At 43.1% G+C, this 17170-nt stretch carries 11 protein-coding genes; 7 read left to right on the top strand and 4 right to left on the bottom strand.

The genetic code is table 11. The annotated features are described in order from the left end of the window. Positions 1 to 21: 21 nt before the first annotated feature. The 4 genes from PAARA_RS16925 to PAARA_RS16910 all read left to right on the top strand — a co-directional run bounded on the left by PAARA_RS16925 (position 22) and on the right by PAARA_RS16910 (position 6355). Positions 22 to 2967 (top strand): TonB-dependent receptor, encoded by a 2946-nt coding sequence (locus PAARA_RS16925; protein ID WP_062570175.1) that lies wholly within the window; start codon positions 22 to 24, stop codon positions 2965 to 2967. A 90-nt stretch (positions 2968 to 3057) separates the two neighbouring features. Then, a complete protein-coding gene (locus tag PAARA_RS16920; RefSeq protein WP_062570174.1) occupies positions 3058 to 4599 on the top strand; it encodes a tryptophan halogenase family protein in 1542 nt (513 codons plus the stop codon). Positions 4600 to 4619: 20 nt separating this feature from the next. Continuing rightward, a complete protein-coding gene (locus PAARA_RS16915; protein ID WP_062570173.1) occupies positions 4620 to 5345 on the top strand; it encodes a SapC family protein in 726 nt (241 codons plus the stop codon). Between the two features lie 5 nt (positions 5346 to 5350). Further along, on the top strand, positions 5351 to 6355 hold the full coding sequence (locus PAARA_RS16910) for a cupin-like domain-containing protein (RefSeq protein WP_167346351.1): 1005 nt from the start codon (positions 5351 to 5353) through the stop codon (positions 6353 to 6355). Positions 6356 to 6454: 99 nt separating this feature from the next. On the opposite strand, the gene PAARA_RS16905 is transcribed toward PAARA_RS16910, so the two are convergent. The 3 genes from PAARA_RS16905 to PAARA_RS16895 all read right to left on the bottom strand — a co-directional run bounded on the left by PAARA_RS16905 (position 6455) and on the right by PAARA_RS16895 (position 11267). Beyond that, complete coding sequence (locus tag PAARA_RS16905; protein WP_062570171.1) at positions 6455 to 7492, bottom strand: glycoside hydrolase family 16 protein; 1038 nt, start codon at positions 7490 to 7492, stop codon at positions 6455 to 6457. Further along, the gene (locus tag PAARA_RS16900) at positions 7483 to 9945 is read right to left on the bottom strand and encodes a glycoside hydrolase family 3 protein (RefSeq protein WP_420806960.1); all 2463 of its coding nucleotides are present in this window, start codon (positions 9943 to 9945) and stop codon (positions 7483 to 7485) included. Before PAARA_RS16900 ends, PAARA_RS16905 begins: the two co-directional genes overlap by 10 nt. Positions 9946 to 10007: 62 nt before the next feature. Further along, positions 10008 to 11267: a sugar MFS transporter gene (locus tag PAARA_RS16895; RefSeq protein ID WP_062570169.1), complete on the bottom strand. Its 1260-nt coding sequence runs from the start codon at positions 11265 to 11267 to the stop codon at positions 10008 to 10010. A 234-nt stretch (positions 11268 to 11501) separates the two neighbouring features. On the opposite strand from PAARA_RS16895, the gene PAARA_RS16890 reads away from it, so the two are divergent. The 3 genes from PAARA_RS16890 to PAARA_RS16880 are packed head-to-tail and all read left to right on the top strand — an operon-like array spanning position 11502 to position 15213. Continuing rightward, complete coding sequence (locus PAARA_RS16890; RefSeq protein ID WP_062570168.1) at positions 11502 to 12836, top strand: GH1 family beta-glucosidase; 1335 nt, start codon at positions 11502 to 11504, stop codon at positions 12834 to 12836. Between the two features lie 18 nt (positions 12837 to 12854). Beyond that, positions 12855 to 14186 (top strand): glycoside-pentoside-hexuronide (GPH):cation symporter, encoded by a 1332-nt coding sequence (locus PAARA_RS16885; RefSeq protein ID WP_062570167.1) that lies wholly within the window; start codon positions 12855 to 12857, stop codon positions 14184 to 14186. Positions 14187 to 14208: 22 nt separating this feature from the next. Beyond that, complete coding sequence (locus PAARA_RS16880) at positions 14209 to 15213, top strand: LacI family DNA-binding transcriptional regulator (protein ID WP_062570166.1); 1005 nt, start codon at positions 14209 to 14211, stop codon at positions 15211 to 15213. On the opposite strand, the gene PAARA_RS16875 is transcribed toward PAARA_RS16880, so the two are convergent. Further along, on the bottom strand, positions 15194 to 17167 hold the full coding sequence (locus PAARA_RS16875; RefSeq protein WP_062570165.1) for a response regulator: 1974 nt from the start codon (positions 17165 to 17167) through the stop codon (positions 15194 to 15196). The two genes, PAARA_RS16880 and PAARA_RS16875, sit on opposite strands and share 20 nt — an antisense overlap. Between the last annotated feature and the right edge of the window lie 3 nt (positions 17168 to 17170).

Genomic DNA, 17170 nt, shown 5'->3' with positions numbered 1-17170 from the left:
AAACCAAATCTGGAGATTTGCATGAACCACACACAATTCAAGAGAAAGCAGCTTGCCATTAGCCTGTCTGTGGCAATGGGTTTAAGCGCGCTAGTTCCTCACTCAGCTGTCGCCGAAGAACAATCCGACAAAGCAAGTGATATTGAAGTTATACAAGTATCGGGGATTCGCGGTAGCCTTGTAAAATCAATGGACATCAAACGCCAATCTACGGGTGTTGTTGATGCAATCACTTCAGAAGACATTGGTAAGTTCCCAGACACGAACCTAGCCGAGTCACTGCAACGTATCACCGGTGTCTCTATCGACCGAAGTAACGGTGAAGGTAGCAAAATTACCGTGCGTGGTTTTGGTCCTGAGTTTAATCTAGTGACCTTAAACAATCGCCAAATGCCAACAACCGGCGGACGTTCATTCGATTTTGGTGACATCGCAACAGAAAGTGTAAGCGGTGTTGAAGTGTATAAAACAGCGCGTGCCGACATCCCAAGCGGCGGCATTGGCGCAACGGTTAATATCACGACTGCAAAGCCACTTTCAAATCCTGGTTTACATGCTTCTATCGGTGCAAAAGCCGTTCACGATACATCAAATGAAACTGGTGATGATATAACACCAGAATTATCAGGCATTTACAGTAATACGTTTAATGATGACAAATTTGGTATTTTAATCTCAGGTTCAGTACAAGAACGCGATAACCGCGAGCAATCAATGGCGGTTGATAACTGGATCCCAAATGTCGATCTCTCTACTTCACCAAACTTAAGTGTAACAGACAACAATCAACGTGCAGACGGTACAACTTGGTACCCGCAAAATGCGGGCTACGCTTTCTCCGATAACTCGCGTAAACGTACCAATGGCCAACTTGTACTGCAATACGCACCGAGTGATCGCGTAACGACAACCCTTGATTACACTTATTCAAAACTAGAATTTGAAAAAGACGGCCGTAGTTTTGGTGTATGGTTTAACAACGGGGGTAATGTTAGTTCTGCAACGATTAACGAAAATGGGACGTATACTAAGGTTAGCGAGTTCGGTGGAGATTACTCAACGAACCTCAACCGGGGTGCAACAACCAACGAAAATAAATCACTTGGTTTAAATATTGATTGGCAAGTAACCGATACTTTAAATATTGAGTTTGATGCTCATAACTCATCAGCAGAAACCGCGGGGGTTGGTTTAGGTCATGATGCCTTTATGATCATTGGTAATACCTCATGTTCATGGTGTGAAAACCCGACTGTTAATATCGATGAAAAAATGGCTGATTTTAGCCAAGGCGAAATACCGCTAATTGATATGACATTAACCAATGGCCAAGCAGAGCTTCTGCCAAGTGATATGGGAACGCTATTTGCTGGGGTTAATAAAGATACGAACACAAATGATCTTGATCAGTACCAGTTAAAAGGGACTTGGTTAAACGAAAATAATAGCGCCCTTACAAGTATCAATTTTGGTGTTTCACATACCAAAATTGACTTTAGAACCACACAAGCTTATTCAGAGCAACTTGCTGCTGGTTGGTGGTTAAACTCAGCTGATTGGTACAATGATGACCTGTTTACTCGTGTTGATAGTTCAGGTTTATTAGACGGCTTCTCAGGCGGCGGTAACGATAAGCTATTAAACTACTACTACGATGCTGACTTTGATGAGATAGTCGCGATTGCCCAAAGCATTGACTGTGACCACCCAGATGGCGGCATTGGCGCATGTAGCTGGCCTGCTGAATTAAATGGTATGGTGCAAGCTGGGCCGATTGATAATGATCATCGAGTAAGCGAAAAGACCCTATCATTCTACACTCAAGCAAACTTTGAAACTGAGTTTAACAATATGTATGTCACCATGGCAGTCGGTTTACGCTATGAAAAAACAGATGTTAGTTCGCAAAGCCTAGAAAAACCTGCAACAGGTATTACCTGGGTTAATGGTAATGAGTGGTCATATAACTTTGGTGAGCAGGCTTTCGCAAGTGGTGAAGGTAGCACCAGTGAATTTTTACCAAACTTAGATATTAATGTTGAAGTGACAGAAGATGTAATGGCTCGCTTTTCGTATAGCCGAACACTCGCTCGCCCTCCGGTTGATTCACTGCGTTCAACAACCTCATTCTTAGGTAACCCAAAAGTAGGTCAACGTAAAGTGGCTGTGGGTAACCCTGACTTGAAACCATTCGTCGCTGACAACATAGATTTATCACTTGAATATTATTATGGCGAAGGCAGTTACCTATCTGCAGGTTACTATCGTAAACAAGTTGAGAATTTCATTGTTAACATTACAACCCAAGAGACCATGGGAGATATTCGTGACCCATTCCTTGGCGAGCGTGCTGATCAAGCGCGTGAAGACTTAGCTGCAGAAGGAGTAACACCTTCTGACCAAGCTATTCACGATAAAATCAATGAAAATCAAGGAACTGAGCAAGGAACAGGTATTACAGGCATTGGCACTGATCCACTAACAATCTTTGATGTGTCTCGCGACACCAATGTGGAAACAGGTAACCTTTGGGGTTGGGAGCTGGCAGCACAACATATGTTTGGTGATTCGGGCTTTGGTATTGCCGCCAACGCGACTTTCGTATTCGGTGATGTTGAAGCAGACCGAGATGCGATCGGCTATCAATTTGCTCTGCCTGGCTTAAGTGATTCAGCTAACTTCTCTGCTATTTATGATTTAGACGGTTTATCAGCTCGTGTTTCTTATAACTGGCGTGATGAATTCTTAACAGGCTTTGACCAACATGCTTCACCAATCTTCACTGAGTCTTACGGCCAGTGGGATATCAACGTGAACTATGCAGTAAACGAGAACCTAACGGTGTTTGTTGAAGGTCTAAACCTAACAGATGAAACGCAGCGTACCTACGTTCGTTACTCTGAGCAGCTGTTACGTGCAAACCAATACGGTGCGCGCTACAACATCGGCTTCCGCTACTCGTTCTAGCATTTTGTTGTCAAAAAAGCCGCTCAACAGCGGCTTTTTTTTTCACAATTATGCTAGTTTGTCTATATAGCATTTGAGGTAGCCTTGAATATGCAACACAAAGAAGTAAAAAAAGTCGTCATTTTAGGTGGTGGTACTGCAGGTTGGTTATCTGCAGGGTTAATTGCTGCCCAACCCCATTTAACTCACAACGCACAGATCACCCTGATTGAGTCGCCAGATATTGCCACCATTGGTGTCGGTGAAGGTACTTGGCCGACTATGCGACAAACCTTAAAAACCATCGGCATTAGCGAAAGTGAATTTATTCAACGCTGTGATGCGTCTTTTAAACAAGGTTCACGCTTTGATGGCTGGTGCGAAGATGAAGGTAACACACATTATTACCACCCGTTCAGCTTACCTGTTGCGTATCAGCAATTAAATATTGCACCTTACTGGTTTGCTAACAAAGATGCGGTGAGTTTCAGCCACGCAGTGGCAAGCCAAACCTACTTGTGCGATCACCATAAAGCACCGAAAAACCACTTACATAGCGCCTATCAAGGTGAAGCAAACTATGGCTATCATTTAGATGCCGGTAAGTTTGCCATGCTGCTACAACAGCACTGCACAACAAAACTAAACGTTGAGCATATTGTCAGTCATGTTGAACGCATTAATAGTGATGAAGATGGCTATATTAGTTCATTGCAAACCCGCGATCATGGCGCTATTACGGGTGATTTATTTATTGATTGCTCAGGCACCCACGCAAAGCTGTTACATCAACATTACGGTATCGAACTAATCGAGCAACAAGATGTACTATTTAACGATCGTGCTGTGGCCGTACAGGTGCCTTATTTAAACCCGCAGCAAGAGATCCTGTCTTATACCAAAGCCACTGCGCAAGATGCTGGTTGGATTTGGGATATCGGCTTACAAAGCCGCCATGGTCTGGGTATGGTATACTCAAGCCGCTTTGCCAGCAGTGAAGATGCTAAACAAGCGCTTAGCCAATACATTGCAAAATCCCAACCCGATACAAACCAAAGTGAACTAACCTTTCGTGAAATCAGCTTTACCCCGGGCTTTAGACGCCGTTTTTGGTATAAAAACTGTTTAGCTATTGGTATGTCTGCAGGCTTTATTGAGCCACTTGAAGCCTCAGCGTTAGTCATGGTGGAGCTTGGCCTGAATAACTTACTTGCTAATTTCCCAACACATCGTGCTGCAATGCCGACACTAGCCAAGCGTTTTGATGAGCAGTGCCATTATCGCTGGCAGCGTATTATTGAATTTTTAAAGCTGCATTACGTGTTGTCAAAACGCACTAGCCCCTATTGGCAAGCCCATAAAGAAGCAAACTCAATCCCAGAGCAGTTACAAGAAAATTTAGCACTGTGGCAATATCAAAGTCCATGGCTAAACGACTTTGACCGCGCTCAAGAAGTTTTCTCTGCGGCTAGTTACCAGTATGTACTTTATGGCATGAAACAACTACCGCAATTTCCAGCTCTAACAATGCCTTCAGCGATTGTTGAACACTTTAGTGCTAACCAACAACAAGCCAAACGCGGATTACAACAACTACCAACGAACCGCGAGCTGTTAAATCATATTCAGCAATTTGGCATTCAACCTATTTAATCTCAGCATTAGGAGGCCCAATGGCCAATCATGTATTACTTGATAACATCAGCCATAAAGACCTAAAAGTGATCACTACACGCGGTGCTAACTGGGGCGATAATATTAGCTGTGCTACCGTATTCCCAAGCGAGTTTGCTAAAGTTCAAGCAAATCAACCCATCGTATTTCGTAAGCACCCGCAAACAGGCCAATTTGAAGCCCTCGCTTTATTTGGTTTTGAAAATGGCGAGAACTTGTTGCTTAACGAACAAGCCGAATTACAACTGAGTTACTTACCACTGAGTATGCAGCGCCAGCCATTTTTAATTGGTCAACAAACCCAGTATAACAATGGCATTCCTGAGCAATCACTGGTGGTACATATTGATTTAGACAGCCCACGTATAAGCACACGCGATGGTGAAGCCATTTTCCTTGAACATGGTGGGAATAGCGATTACTTAAATCATATTGCTCAAGTACTTAACGCGTTACATCAAGAACACCAAACAATTAATCAGTTTTTTGAACGTTTACTAAGCGTTGATTTACTCGAAGCGTTTAGCATTGAATATGCTCAAAAAAATGGTGAAAAGGTCACTGTAACTGGTTTCTATACCATTAACCAGCAGGCACTAAATAACTTAACTGCAGAACAACTCAAGCAGTTACAACAACAAGGTGACTTGCAGGCTATTTATATGGTGCTGGCATCAATGGAGCAAATTCCTCATTTGCTTGATAAAAAGTGGGCTAAGCAGTAATGTTTGTGGCTGCGCCAATAAAAGAATGCCATGCTTCCAGCATTGCTGATCTTAAACTGTTTTTAGCTGAGCAAACTGAGCCACTGGTAATAAGAGATCTCTGTGCTGATTGGCCACAAGTCATCGCGGCTAAACAAGGCTCTAAAAACGCCTTGGACTACCTTTTAGGCCTTGCCAATCACGCCCCAGTACGTAGTTTTAGCAGCGACGCTATTCATCAAGGTCGTTATTTTTATAACACTGATTTCTCGGGGCTTAATTTTTCACAGCAGGCCGATAATCTACTTTCTGTGCTACAAAAACTAGCACTAAAACTGTCGCAAACCGACTGTGATTCTCTATATATGGGCTCTACTGCTGTGGAGTATTGTGCTCCTAGCTTTAGCCTTAAGAACCCATTAACAGTGACCGATTATAACTGCCTAACAAGTCTCTGGGTGGGAAATCATAGCCAGATTGCGGCTCACTATGACAATGCTGATAACCTAGCCTGTGTTGCTGCGGGTGAGCGTACGTTTACTCTATTGCCAACTGATCAGGTCAATAACCTTTACGTTGGCCCACTCGAATTTACACCCGCTGGGCAAGCGATTAGCTTGGTTGATTTTAATAATCCTGATTTCAGCCGCTTTCCGCGCTTTAAAGAGGCTGTAGCAAAGGCGCAATCAGCCACCCTTGGCCCTGGCGATGCTATTTATATTCCAGCACTTTGGTGGCATCAGGTGAGCGCAACCAGTCCGTTTAATGTATTAGTAAACTATTGGTGGCGACAAGCCCCAGAGTATTTAGCAAATCCATTTGATGCCATGCTGCACAGTATGCTGGCAATTAAAGACTTACCAAACGAGCATAAGCAGAAATGGCAGCAACTATTTAATCATTATGTGTTTGCTGATGGTGTGGATTTAGCAAGCCACGTTGCTGAGCCTGCGCAAGGGATATTAGCGGATATCGACGAACTAACGGCCAGAAGAATAAGACAGCTATTACTACAAAAGCTCAACCGATAGAATGAACCAAAAGCCAGCGGATGCAACGAGTTCGGCGAAGCATCTGCAGGCTCTTGGTTCATAATTCACTTATACCAATCCGCTTAATTAAGTGCTCTGTTATTGCGCAATGGTATTACCCTTTATTTGTACTGCTGATGGCTGTGTTGTTGCGCAGCCAATACCTGTTTCACTATTTTTACTACATTGAAAAACACGTACGTAATCCACCAGCATTTGCTTAGGGTAACCTGTAGAATCAACGCCTTTGTCATTCACATTGGCTGGCCAGTTTCCGCCTACTGCAAAGTTAAGAAGTAAATGAAAACGCTGATCAAACGGAGCAAAGCCGGTATTTTCTATAAACGAGCCGTCTTGTTGTTGTGATGTTGAATACCACTGGTCGTGACGAAACGTTGCATAGTGAACATCATCAACATACCAACGAATTTCATCTTGCTGCCATTCAAGGGCATAAACATGAAAGTTATCAGCTGGGTTATCTGCTTCACTGAAGCGGTACGGCGTACCACTGTAAACATTTTTGGGTGCAGGACCACCGTAATGCAAGGTGCCGTGTACGCGTGTCTCAAGGCTGCCTGCTGGCGCTGTTTTGTCATCAGTAAGCGTCTTTAAATTAACTGCTTCCATGATGTCTATTTCGCCTGATGATGCCCAGCGACCATAATGCCAGTCTGTCGGTAACATCCAAATTGCTGGCCACGCACCTTGCCCTGCTGGCAATTTAGCGCGAATTTCAAACCGGCCGTATCGCCAATCTGCTAAGTTTTTTGTGCGTAAGCGTGCAGAAGTAAACGGCTGAGTTGCTTGTTTTTCTCGCTCAGCATCGCTGCTCACTTCATCGCTATTATGTAAAGGCCCAGTGTATTGCTCTTGGCGAGCAACAATATGCAATATGCCATCTTTAACAAAACTGTTTTCGCTACGCGCGGTATAACATTGCTGCTCATCATTACCGCCACCTCGACAATTTACTTCGTGTTGCCACTTAGTTAGGTCGAGATCATTTTGCGAAAATTCATCTTGCCAAACTAACTGCCAGCCTTCTCCTAGGCTGGCTTTAACAGGCGCAGGGGTTTGCTGACAGGCACTAAGCGCACCTGTTAGCAAAATAACAGCATACGATTTTACTGACATGAGAGCGTTGCATCCTCAGTGTGTGCGCTCGTTACTGATAGTTTAGCAATTGAGACTTGCCATGCACCTTCAGTGGCTAATTGCCAAGGCGAGAATACTTGCCCAAGCTGCACACCTTGCTCAGCAAAGCAGCTCAAATCTACAGTTAGCGTTTGCCAATCATGTGCTGCTTTAAGGTGTTTGCTAATATCAAATTGACCGCTACAGTTTTCACCACATTGCATACCTAGCATTAGCGGCGCATCAGCAGCTTGGTCTACCTTAATTTGCATTTGCAGTTGACCCGCTTTTTCAACGTATGAACGTAAATCCGATGGGAACGCCGCCATTAAACGAACCGCAGCCGCTTCTTTACCATTAAAGCTGATTGCGCGCGCATCTTCTTGTACGTCTTTATCAAAAGTTTTTACGCTAACAGCGTTAAGTGCTGCACGACTACTGGTCATGGCTTGTCGCTCAGAGCCACTTTGTAGTTGCAGTGACCACGGTGCTTTTACGGCACGTTCAAATAATACTAAGTCTTCTAATTTAGCAGAAACTTGTGATTTTTCGCTTAGGTCATCCGCTAATGTATTTTTATCTTGATACGTTAAGCCAAAGCCATAAGGCAATAGTGGCGCGTAATCTTTATCGCCACGGTTTTCGTTACCTACCGGGTTATTTGGCCATGAGAACGATAACTTACCTTTAAAGTCATGATTAATAGTGCCATCTTGTTTTTTAAAAATAACATCGCTGATTGCATCACCTTCACTCCCAGGTAACCAAGTTGCGACAAATGCATCGCTGGCATTAAGCTCAGCATTCACCCACATTGGACGACCACTAATAAATAGCGACACCACAGGAATGCCGGCATCTTTTAGCTTTTTAAGCAGGGCTAAATCAGTTTTATTACCGCGTTGGTATTCAAGGTTATCTAAATCACCATTGCCTTCTGCGTATGGTTGCTCGCCAAACACCACAATGGCAACATCTGGACGGGAATCAAACTCACCGTTTAAGTCATAACTAACTTGCCCGCCCGCATGCTCAACCGTTTGTTTGATCCCATCCAAAATAGAAGTCCCGCCTGGGAAGTCGCTATTCTCATTACCTGTACCCTGCCATGTGATTGTCCAACCACCTGACTGCATGCCAATGTTATCTGCGCCTTGACCGGCAACTAATACATTTGCATTTGCTGATAGCGGTAGCAACTGCTGTTTATTTTTCAGAAGAACCAGTGATTCACGGACCGCTTGTTTTGCAACTGCACGATGTTCTGCACTGCCAATGATCTCTGTTTTACCAGAAAGCGGACGCTTAGCAGGGCTTGGCTTATCAAACAAACCTGCGCGCATTTTTACACGTAAGATACGCGTTACTGCATCATCGATGCGGCTTTGTGCAATTTCGCCACTTTTAACTTGCTTGATAAGGTTTTCGTAAAGTGGTTTCCATGCATCTGTCGGTACCATGTACACATCAAGACCGGCATTTGCTGCTTGCGCACAGTTGCCATTAGTACAACTCGGAATTTGACCGTGGCCGTTCCAGTCACCAACAACAAAACCATCAAAACCCATTTTGCCTTTTAGTACGTCGGTAAGTAAGTATTTACTACCGTGAATTTTTTCACCATTCCAGCTGTTGAATGACGCCATTACGGTTTGTGCACCCGCACCTAAACCGCCAACATAACCTTGCGCATGAATATCAAATAATTCTTGCTCAGATGCCGTGTTATTGCCTTGGTCATCACCGCCTTCGGTACCGCCATCACCTAAAAAGTGTTTAACCGTACTGATCACACGCTTATCTGATAAGAAGTCATCATCAACCGCACCTTGCAAGCCTTTAACAATGGCTGCTGAGTATGCTTTCACAATTTCAGGGTCTTCAGAATAGCCTTCATAAGTACGACCCCAACGGTCGTCACGAACAACTGCGACTGTTGGTGCGAACACCCAGTCAATACCTGTTACCATTACTTCTTGCGCGGTAGCGGCTGCAATTTTTTCAATTAACTCAGGGTTGTTTGTTGCACCCAAACCAATGTTATGCGGGAATAACGTCGCACCAATCACGTTGTTGTGGCCATGCACGGCATCGGTGCCCCACATAGTCGGGATTGAGCTGCCATCAAGGGAGTCATCAATTGAGGCTTGGTACATTTTTTCAGCAAGCTCAATCCAATCTGCGGCACTGGCGTGTTTATCATTATTTGGGAATGCACCACCGCCATTGAGGTAAGAGCCAAAACCGTATTTACGCATATCTTCAACGCTAATATCACGAATTTCTGGCTGGATCATTTGCGCAATTTTTTGCTCAAGGGTCATATTTGCCAGCATTTTTGCTATTTTTGCTTCCATCTCTGGGTTTGCAGCAATGCCTGTTTCGATATTTGGCCAAATTTCTTGCTCAGTGCTCACGTTTGCCACCTTGTCTTGCCCAGTACAACCTAGCATGCTGACGCTTGCCATCACTAACGAACAAAGAGTGACTGTTTCTTTCAATTTCATTTTTGCACCTATGAAGTCTGAGTTGATACTTTTGAGCCAACTAACGCAAAGTAAGTTATATATAAGTAACAGGCGATAGGTAAAAACAACGCCATTTGCACGCCAACAGAATCGGCTAATACGCCTTGCAATAATGGAATAATTGCCCCCCCCACAATTGCTAAGCATAAAATACCTGAGCCTTTTGAGGTGTATTTGCCAAGGCCATGTAATGCTAGGCTGAAAATTGTTGGGAACATAATCGAGTTACATAAGCCAACCAGTAAAATAGCCCACATAGCAAGGCTCCCCTCACCTGTCATAGCAATTGCAACAAGTAGTACGGCAAGTAAGCCATGACATGCCAACACCTTACCTGCATTAAATTTTTGCATCACAGCAGCTCCAATAAAGCGACCCACCATGGCACCTGCGAAGTAATAACTAATATAATGAGCCGCTTCTTTTTCTGCGAGGCCAGCAATGTTATCTAAGGTCAGAAAGCCCACCAAAAAGCTACCAATCGCCACTTCTGCGCCCACATATACAAAGATACCGATGGCACCTAAAATCAGGTGGCGATAACGCCAAACACTACCTAAATCAACAAAGTCTTCTAAATCTTGTTGTGCTGCTTCACTATCGCTTTCTTTACCTAATTTAGGCAGCTTTAGAAATGCAAAAATTACAGCAAGTACTAATAAGCTGGCAGATAACATTAAATAGGGAAATTTTACTTGCTCCGCAGTGGCTTGACTTACTTCAGTTAAAATTAACCAACCGCCAAAAATCGGCGCGACTGTGGTGCCTAATGAGTTAAATGCTTGTGTCATAGTCAAACGTGACGAGGCTGTTTTTTGCGGGCCAAGTACACTCACATAGGGATTTGCTGATACTTGTAAAATAGTGATACCAGAGGCTAGTACAAACAAAGCCAGTAAAAATAATTCGTACACATGGGCAACAGCGGCGGGATAAAACAGCGCACAACCGATTGCTGCTACCACTAACCCAACGACAATACCAAACTGATAACCAATACGACTTACCAACTTGCCAGCAGGGATCGACATCACAAAATACGCACCAAAAAAGCAAAACTGTATAAGCATGGCTTGCGTATAATTAAGCGAAAACATTCCTTTTAGGTAAGGGATCAAAATGTCATTCAAACAAGTGATAAACCCCCACATAAAAAATAATGTGGTCAAGGATGCCAGTGCAAAGTGTTGCTTTGGCATTGCCCCTTGACTCGCGTTACCTGAAACAGGCGTTGAAACATGGGCCATAATTTTATTCTCTAGTTATTTATATTTTTCAGTTTGTTACATTAGTTATAGTGCTAAGTAATGAAGAATAAAAAAGCAAAAAACTATTGCAACATAAAATGTAAGCGCTTACATTTATAACATATTAATCATATATAGCAATTTATTTGCAATAAAATTGTAAGCGCTTTCACAAATTGTAACTCTGCATTTTGGTTTGTCTTACAAAAACAATGCGAAGGACGACTCATAACTGTGTATAAATCAATTTCTCTTTTGCCTGACTCATTTTTACTCAAACCTGAATTTACTTTTGGTGTTGCGACTGCGTCGTTTCAAATTGAAGGCGCACGTGAACAGCGTCTCGATTGTATCTGGGATACGTTTTGTGAAAAGCCTGATGCAATTGCCGATCAAAGTCATGGCGATGTCGCATGTGACCATGTTGCGCGTTGGCAACAAGATGTAGACATGATTGCTGACTTAGCCGTAGATGCTTACCGTTTATCAATTTCTTGGCCACGGGTCATGAATCAAGATGGCACGATAAACAAACAAGGTATGGCGTTTTATGTTCAGTTATTAACGGCGTTAAAAGCGCGTAATATTAAAACCTACGTCACCCTATACCACTGGGATTTACCACAATACCTTGAAGATAACGGAGGTTGGTTAAATCGTGATACAGCCTATAAATTCAAAGAATATGCCGAACTTGTTACTCAACATCTTGGCCACTTAGTCGACTCCTTTGCAACCTTGAATGAGCCCTTCTGTAGTGCCTACTTAGGTTATGAGGTGGGTGTGCATGCACCGGGGATAAAATCGCAACAAGCAGGCCGACAGGCGGCTCACCATTTACTACTTGCCCATGGCCTTGCCATGCAAGTATTACGTAAAAACTGCCCAGAAACAGAAGCAGGTATCGTGTTAAACTTCAGCCCTGCTTACCCTTTAACTGCGGATGATAAAAAAGCCGCAGAACTTGCCGATCAATACCATAACCAATGGTATATCAAAGCGATTTTAGAAGGCACATACCCTTCTTTATTTGATGAGTTGGCTGCAAAGGTTAAACCGACTATCCTTGCTGACGATATGACCATTATTAGTCAAGCCGTCGACTTTATTGGTGTTAACTACTATACCCGCATACACTACAAACATACCGCTGATGGTTGGTTTGAAGAAGCATGCCTAACGGATGTTCATGTTACCGATATGGGCTGGGAAGTTTACCCACAAGGTTTAACTGAATTGCTTGTATCACTAGATCAGCAATATGATTTGCCAAAGCTGTATATCACTGAAAACGGCGCAGCCATGGCCGATACCCTAGAAAACGGTGAAGTTAAAGACATTGAACGCGTTGATTATTATCACACCCACTTAAATGCGGTCTGTGATGCCATTCGACAATGCGTCGACATTCAAGGCTACTTTGCGTGGAGTTTAATGGACAACTTTGAATGGGCATATGGCTATGAAAAACGCTTTGGATTAGTTTACATTGATTACCAAAGCCAGCAGCGCATTTTAAAAGAAAGCGCAAAACAATACCGTGCGCTGCTAAAACAGCGAAAAAAATAACAATAAACGAGAACACACATGCTGACAACAAAAGAGAAAGTAGCCTACGGATTAGGTGATACCGCAAGTAACATTATCTTTCAAACAGTGATGTTATTTTTAACTTTTTTCTATACGGATATCTTTGGCATTTCACCTGCTATTGTCGGCACCTTGTTTTTGGTGGTGAGGATTGTTGATGCAATTACCGACCCATTAATGGGCGCATTAACCGATGCAACACGGACTAAATGGGGAAGTTATCGCCCATATTTACTCTGGCTAGCCCTACCATTTGGGGTGATCAGTATGATCACCTTCACCACGCCAGAGTTACCTGAATCTGGTAAAGTAATTTACGCCTTTATCACTTATACTTTGCTAATGCTGGTTTACACCGCCATTAATATTCCATATTCAGCATTGGGGGGAGTGTTAAGTGGCGATCCTAAAGAGCGCGTATCGATTCAATCTTATCGTTTTGTGTTCGGCATGCTGGGCGGCCTAATAGTTAGTGCCTGTACCTTACCGTTAGTAAACTGGTTAGGAAAAGGTGATAACGCCACAGGCTATCAACTCACTATGGCCTTGATGAGTGGCTTAGGCGTCATCTTATTCTTGATTTGTTTTCGCTTCACTAAAGAGCGCGTTACAACCCATAACAGCTCATCATTGAGTTGGAAAAACCGCATCGACACGCTTTGGCAAAATGGCCCATTTAAGGTGCTGTGCTTAGCTGCACTTATGCTGTTAACTAGTATGGTATTGCGCACAACGCTTGCAATTTACTATGTAAAATACGTACTTGGTGAAGCAGAGCTGGTCACTTACTTTGTCACTCTCGGTATGATAGGTAATATTCTAGGCTGTGCGTGTGCAAACCCGTTAAGTAAACGCGTTGATAAGAAAACTGCTTATATTTTTTTGCAATATATCTCTGCGGCAATTAGCTGTGTGGCATTTTGGTTACCAAGCGAACAACTGATTCTTGCTTTTATTGTGTACTTTTTATGGTGTTTTTTCACACAAATGGCAACACCACTACTGTGGGCGAAAATGGCCGACACGATTGATTATGGCCAGTGGAAAACCGGCGAACGACTAACAGGGCTTGTCTACGCGAGCGTAGTATTTTTTATTAAGCTCGGTCTTGCCCTTGGTGGTGCTATCGCTGGTTGGTTACTCGCATTTTACGGTTACGAAGCGAATACAGAGCTCAGTGAACATACGCTGTCAGGCATTTTAATTTCATTTACGCTTTATCCAGCAATTGGCAGCGTGCTTGTCGCTTTAATCATGAAGAGGTATATTCTTGATAATCAAACCGTTGAGCAAATCAGTGCCGACTTATCATTAAAACGTCATCCATAATTGGGTTTTACAAAGGAATAATATGGCCACCATTTACGAGGTGTCGAAACTAGCTGGAGTGTCTTTGGCAACTGTTTCGCGAGTAATGAATAACAATGCGAATGTCAGTGATGCTACTCGTAAAAAAGTCACTGCGGCAATGAGTGAGCTTGGCTATAGACCAAACTCTATTGCGCAGTCATTAGCGTCGAATTGCTCGAACAGTGTAGGTCTACTTGTTTCTGAATTACAAGGCCCGTTTTATGGCCCTATGATGAGTGGTATTGAGAATATTTTTAGAAACCAAGGTAAACATGTAATCATTGCTGCCGGCCACAGCGACGAAGAGCGAGAACAGCAAGGCATTGAATTCCTAATAAGCCGTAACTGTGATGGCCTTATTTTGCATGTTGAAGCTGTCAGCGACGATTACTTAATCAAGCTGAGTAAGGGCCGTGTACCATTTGTGCTCATTAACCGTTTTATTCCAGAATTAAGCGACCGTTGTATTATTTTAAATAACATCAAAGGTGGCTATCTCGCAGCCAAACATGTTTTAGAACAAGGCCACAAGAACATAGCCTATATCAGTGGCCCACTTTGGAAAAAAGATGCTCAAGATCGTCTAGCTGGTCACAAACAAGCACTTGCTGAATTTAATTTATCATTTAATGAACAACTGCTTTATCAAGGTGACTTTATGGAAACCAGTGGCTTTGAGGGATTAAAAACAATCTATCAACAAGGGTTGTCATTTAGTGCAGTTATTTGTGCCAATGATGAAATGGCGACTGGCGCCATCGCCAGCGCCAGAGAACTTGGCTTAGCGCTTCCAGAGCAGCTATCAGTGATGGGCTATGATAATGTATTTTTTACTCGCCACATTTATCCGCCCCTAAGTACAATTAACTATCCAATCAATGAGATGGGGCAAATGGCTGCAAACTGGATTCTTAAGCACGTTTATCAAAAGCAAACTGAGCCTCTGCAAACTATGTTTGAGCCAAGCCTTGTTGCTCGACAATCAATTAGGCACTGCCCTCAATAAGATCTGTCAGTAGACCTAGGTTAATTGGCTTTAACAGAACTTGTTCAATATCTAGCGGTTCTATTTTCTCTGGCTCAGGTTCTGCCCCACTGACAATAACTAAGGTTAAGTTGGGGTATAGTTGTTTGAGCTGTTTTGCTAAATCCAAACCGCTGCCGTCAGGCAGGTGCATATCAAGCAGCACTTTATCAAACTCAGCGTCTTCACTTAGCGTATTTAAACACGCTTCACAGCTGGCAGCGATTACCGTTTCAACCCCAAGGCTTTCTAATAAAAGCTGAGTGATTTGCGCTGCATCTGTGTCATCTTCAACTAATAAATAACGGGTACTTTTTTGAGTCATCGCCGGACTGTCATCATGCTCAATGACAGGCTCTGTTTTACCTTGGCAAATATAATGATTCAGCACCTGATAAAGCAGCCCTGAATCCACTGGCTTGGCGATCATGTCATTAAAACCAAGCGCCGACAGCTCACTTTTAACCCCTTTCATGGTTGCAGCTGTCAGTGCAATAATTGGTTCTTTATACCCCATTTTACGAAGCTCAATTGTCGCCTCTTTACCACCCATAACAGGCATGTGAAGGTCGATAAATATAATATCGAAAGCTTTACCAGCTTGTTCAGCAGCAGCAACCTTTTCAATCGCATGTTTACCATTTTCAGCGTATTCAACATCAGCCCCAGTGCTTGCGATCATGTGTCCTACCAAAATACGCAAATCTTTAAGGTCATCGACGACAAGTACGCGCCCACTGGTTGAAAGTGTTGTTAACTTTTGATGGCAGTCGGGGTTAGAATCAAACGTCAGCAATTGACGCTCAACATCACGAATGTTGCCAGGATAAATAGATAAAGTAAATTCAGAGCCGACCCCTTGAGTGGACTCAAGCTCTATTGAACCTTGCATACGTGTGAGCAATTCAGAGCAAATAGCAAGGCCTAGTCCTGCACCACCAACATCACGTGATTCAACATCAGCAATTTGTTCGAATGGCTTAAAAATCAGAGCCTGCTTTTCGGGTGCAATGCCAAGCCCTGTATCTTTGATACTGAAGAACAGCATTTCGCGCTCATTAACCCATGCAGTCCATGCACGCACAACGATCTCACCTTGGTTAGTGAACTTAATTGCATTATTAATAATATTAATGAGGATTTGGCGAAGACGAGTAGCATCAGAATTAATAATTAAAGGCAGTGCCTGTTGTGACTCAAACCTAAGCGATAAGCCCTTATCTACAGCTGACACTCGCATTAAAGTATATACGTCAGCCATTAAGCTATCGAGGTTTACATCACAGCAGTTGAGCTCTAACTTATCTGCCGCAATTTTCGATAAATCGAGTACATCATTAAGTAAGCTCAATAGGTGCTTACCATTTCGGTAAATGACCCCAAGTTCATTATGCGCGTGCTGGTTTTTTTCGCTTTGCATCAACAGTTCGGTATAACCTAATATTGACGATAAAGGCGTGCGTAACTCATGACTTAAATGCGCTAAGAAGCGATCTTTCGAGCGATTTTCAGCTTCAGCTTTCAAACGTTCAACACGCTCATCTTCTACATCCCGTCTGGCTAATGCATAACGAATTGCACGGGCAAACCGACTTGAACTCATTTCGTTCTTAACTAAGTAGTCAACAGCGCCTGCATCAAGTGCTGCAGAGTCTAAGGTGTCATCCGATTGACCCGTGAGCATAATGATAGGGCCACGGAACCCATTAGCAACCGCACTTTTTAAGACTTCAAGTCCATCAGAAGCACCAAGTCTATAATCCAATAAACAAATATCGTGTTTATTTTCACTCAATACGTTAACGGCTTCTTCAGGGCAGCTAAGCCATTCAACATCGAATGTATGGGAACCCAATTGCTCTAAGTAATCACAAGTTAGAATATAATCATCTTCATCATCTTCAACTAAGAGTAGTCGGGTTACCTTATCTAACATTTG

Origin of the sequence: Pseudoalteromonas arabiensis (assembly GCF_001550155.1) — a bacterium.
In the GTDB taxonomy this organism is placed as follows: domain Bacteria; phylum Pseudomonadota; class Gammaproteobacteria; order Enterobacterales; family Alteromonadaceae; genus Pseudoalteromonas; species Pseudoalteromonas arabiensis.
Note: the sequence above shows the minus strand (reverse complement) of the source record. Positions and strands in the feature narration are given on the sequence as shown.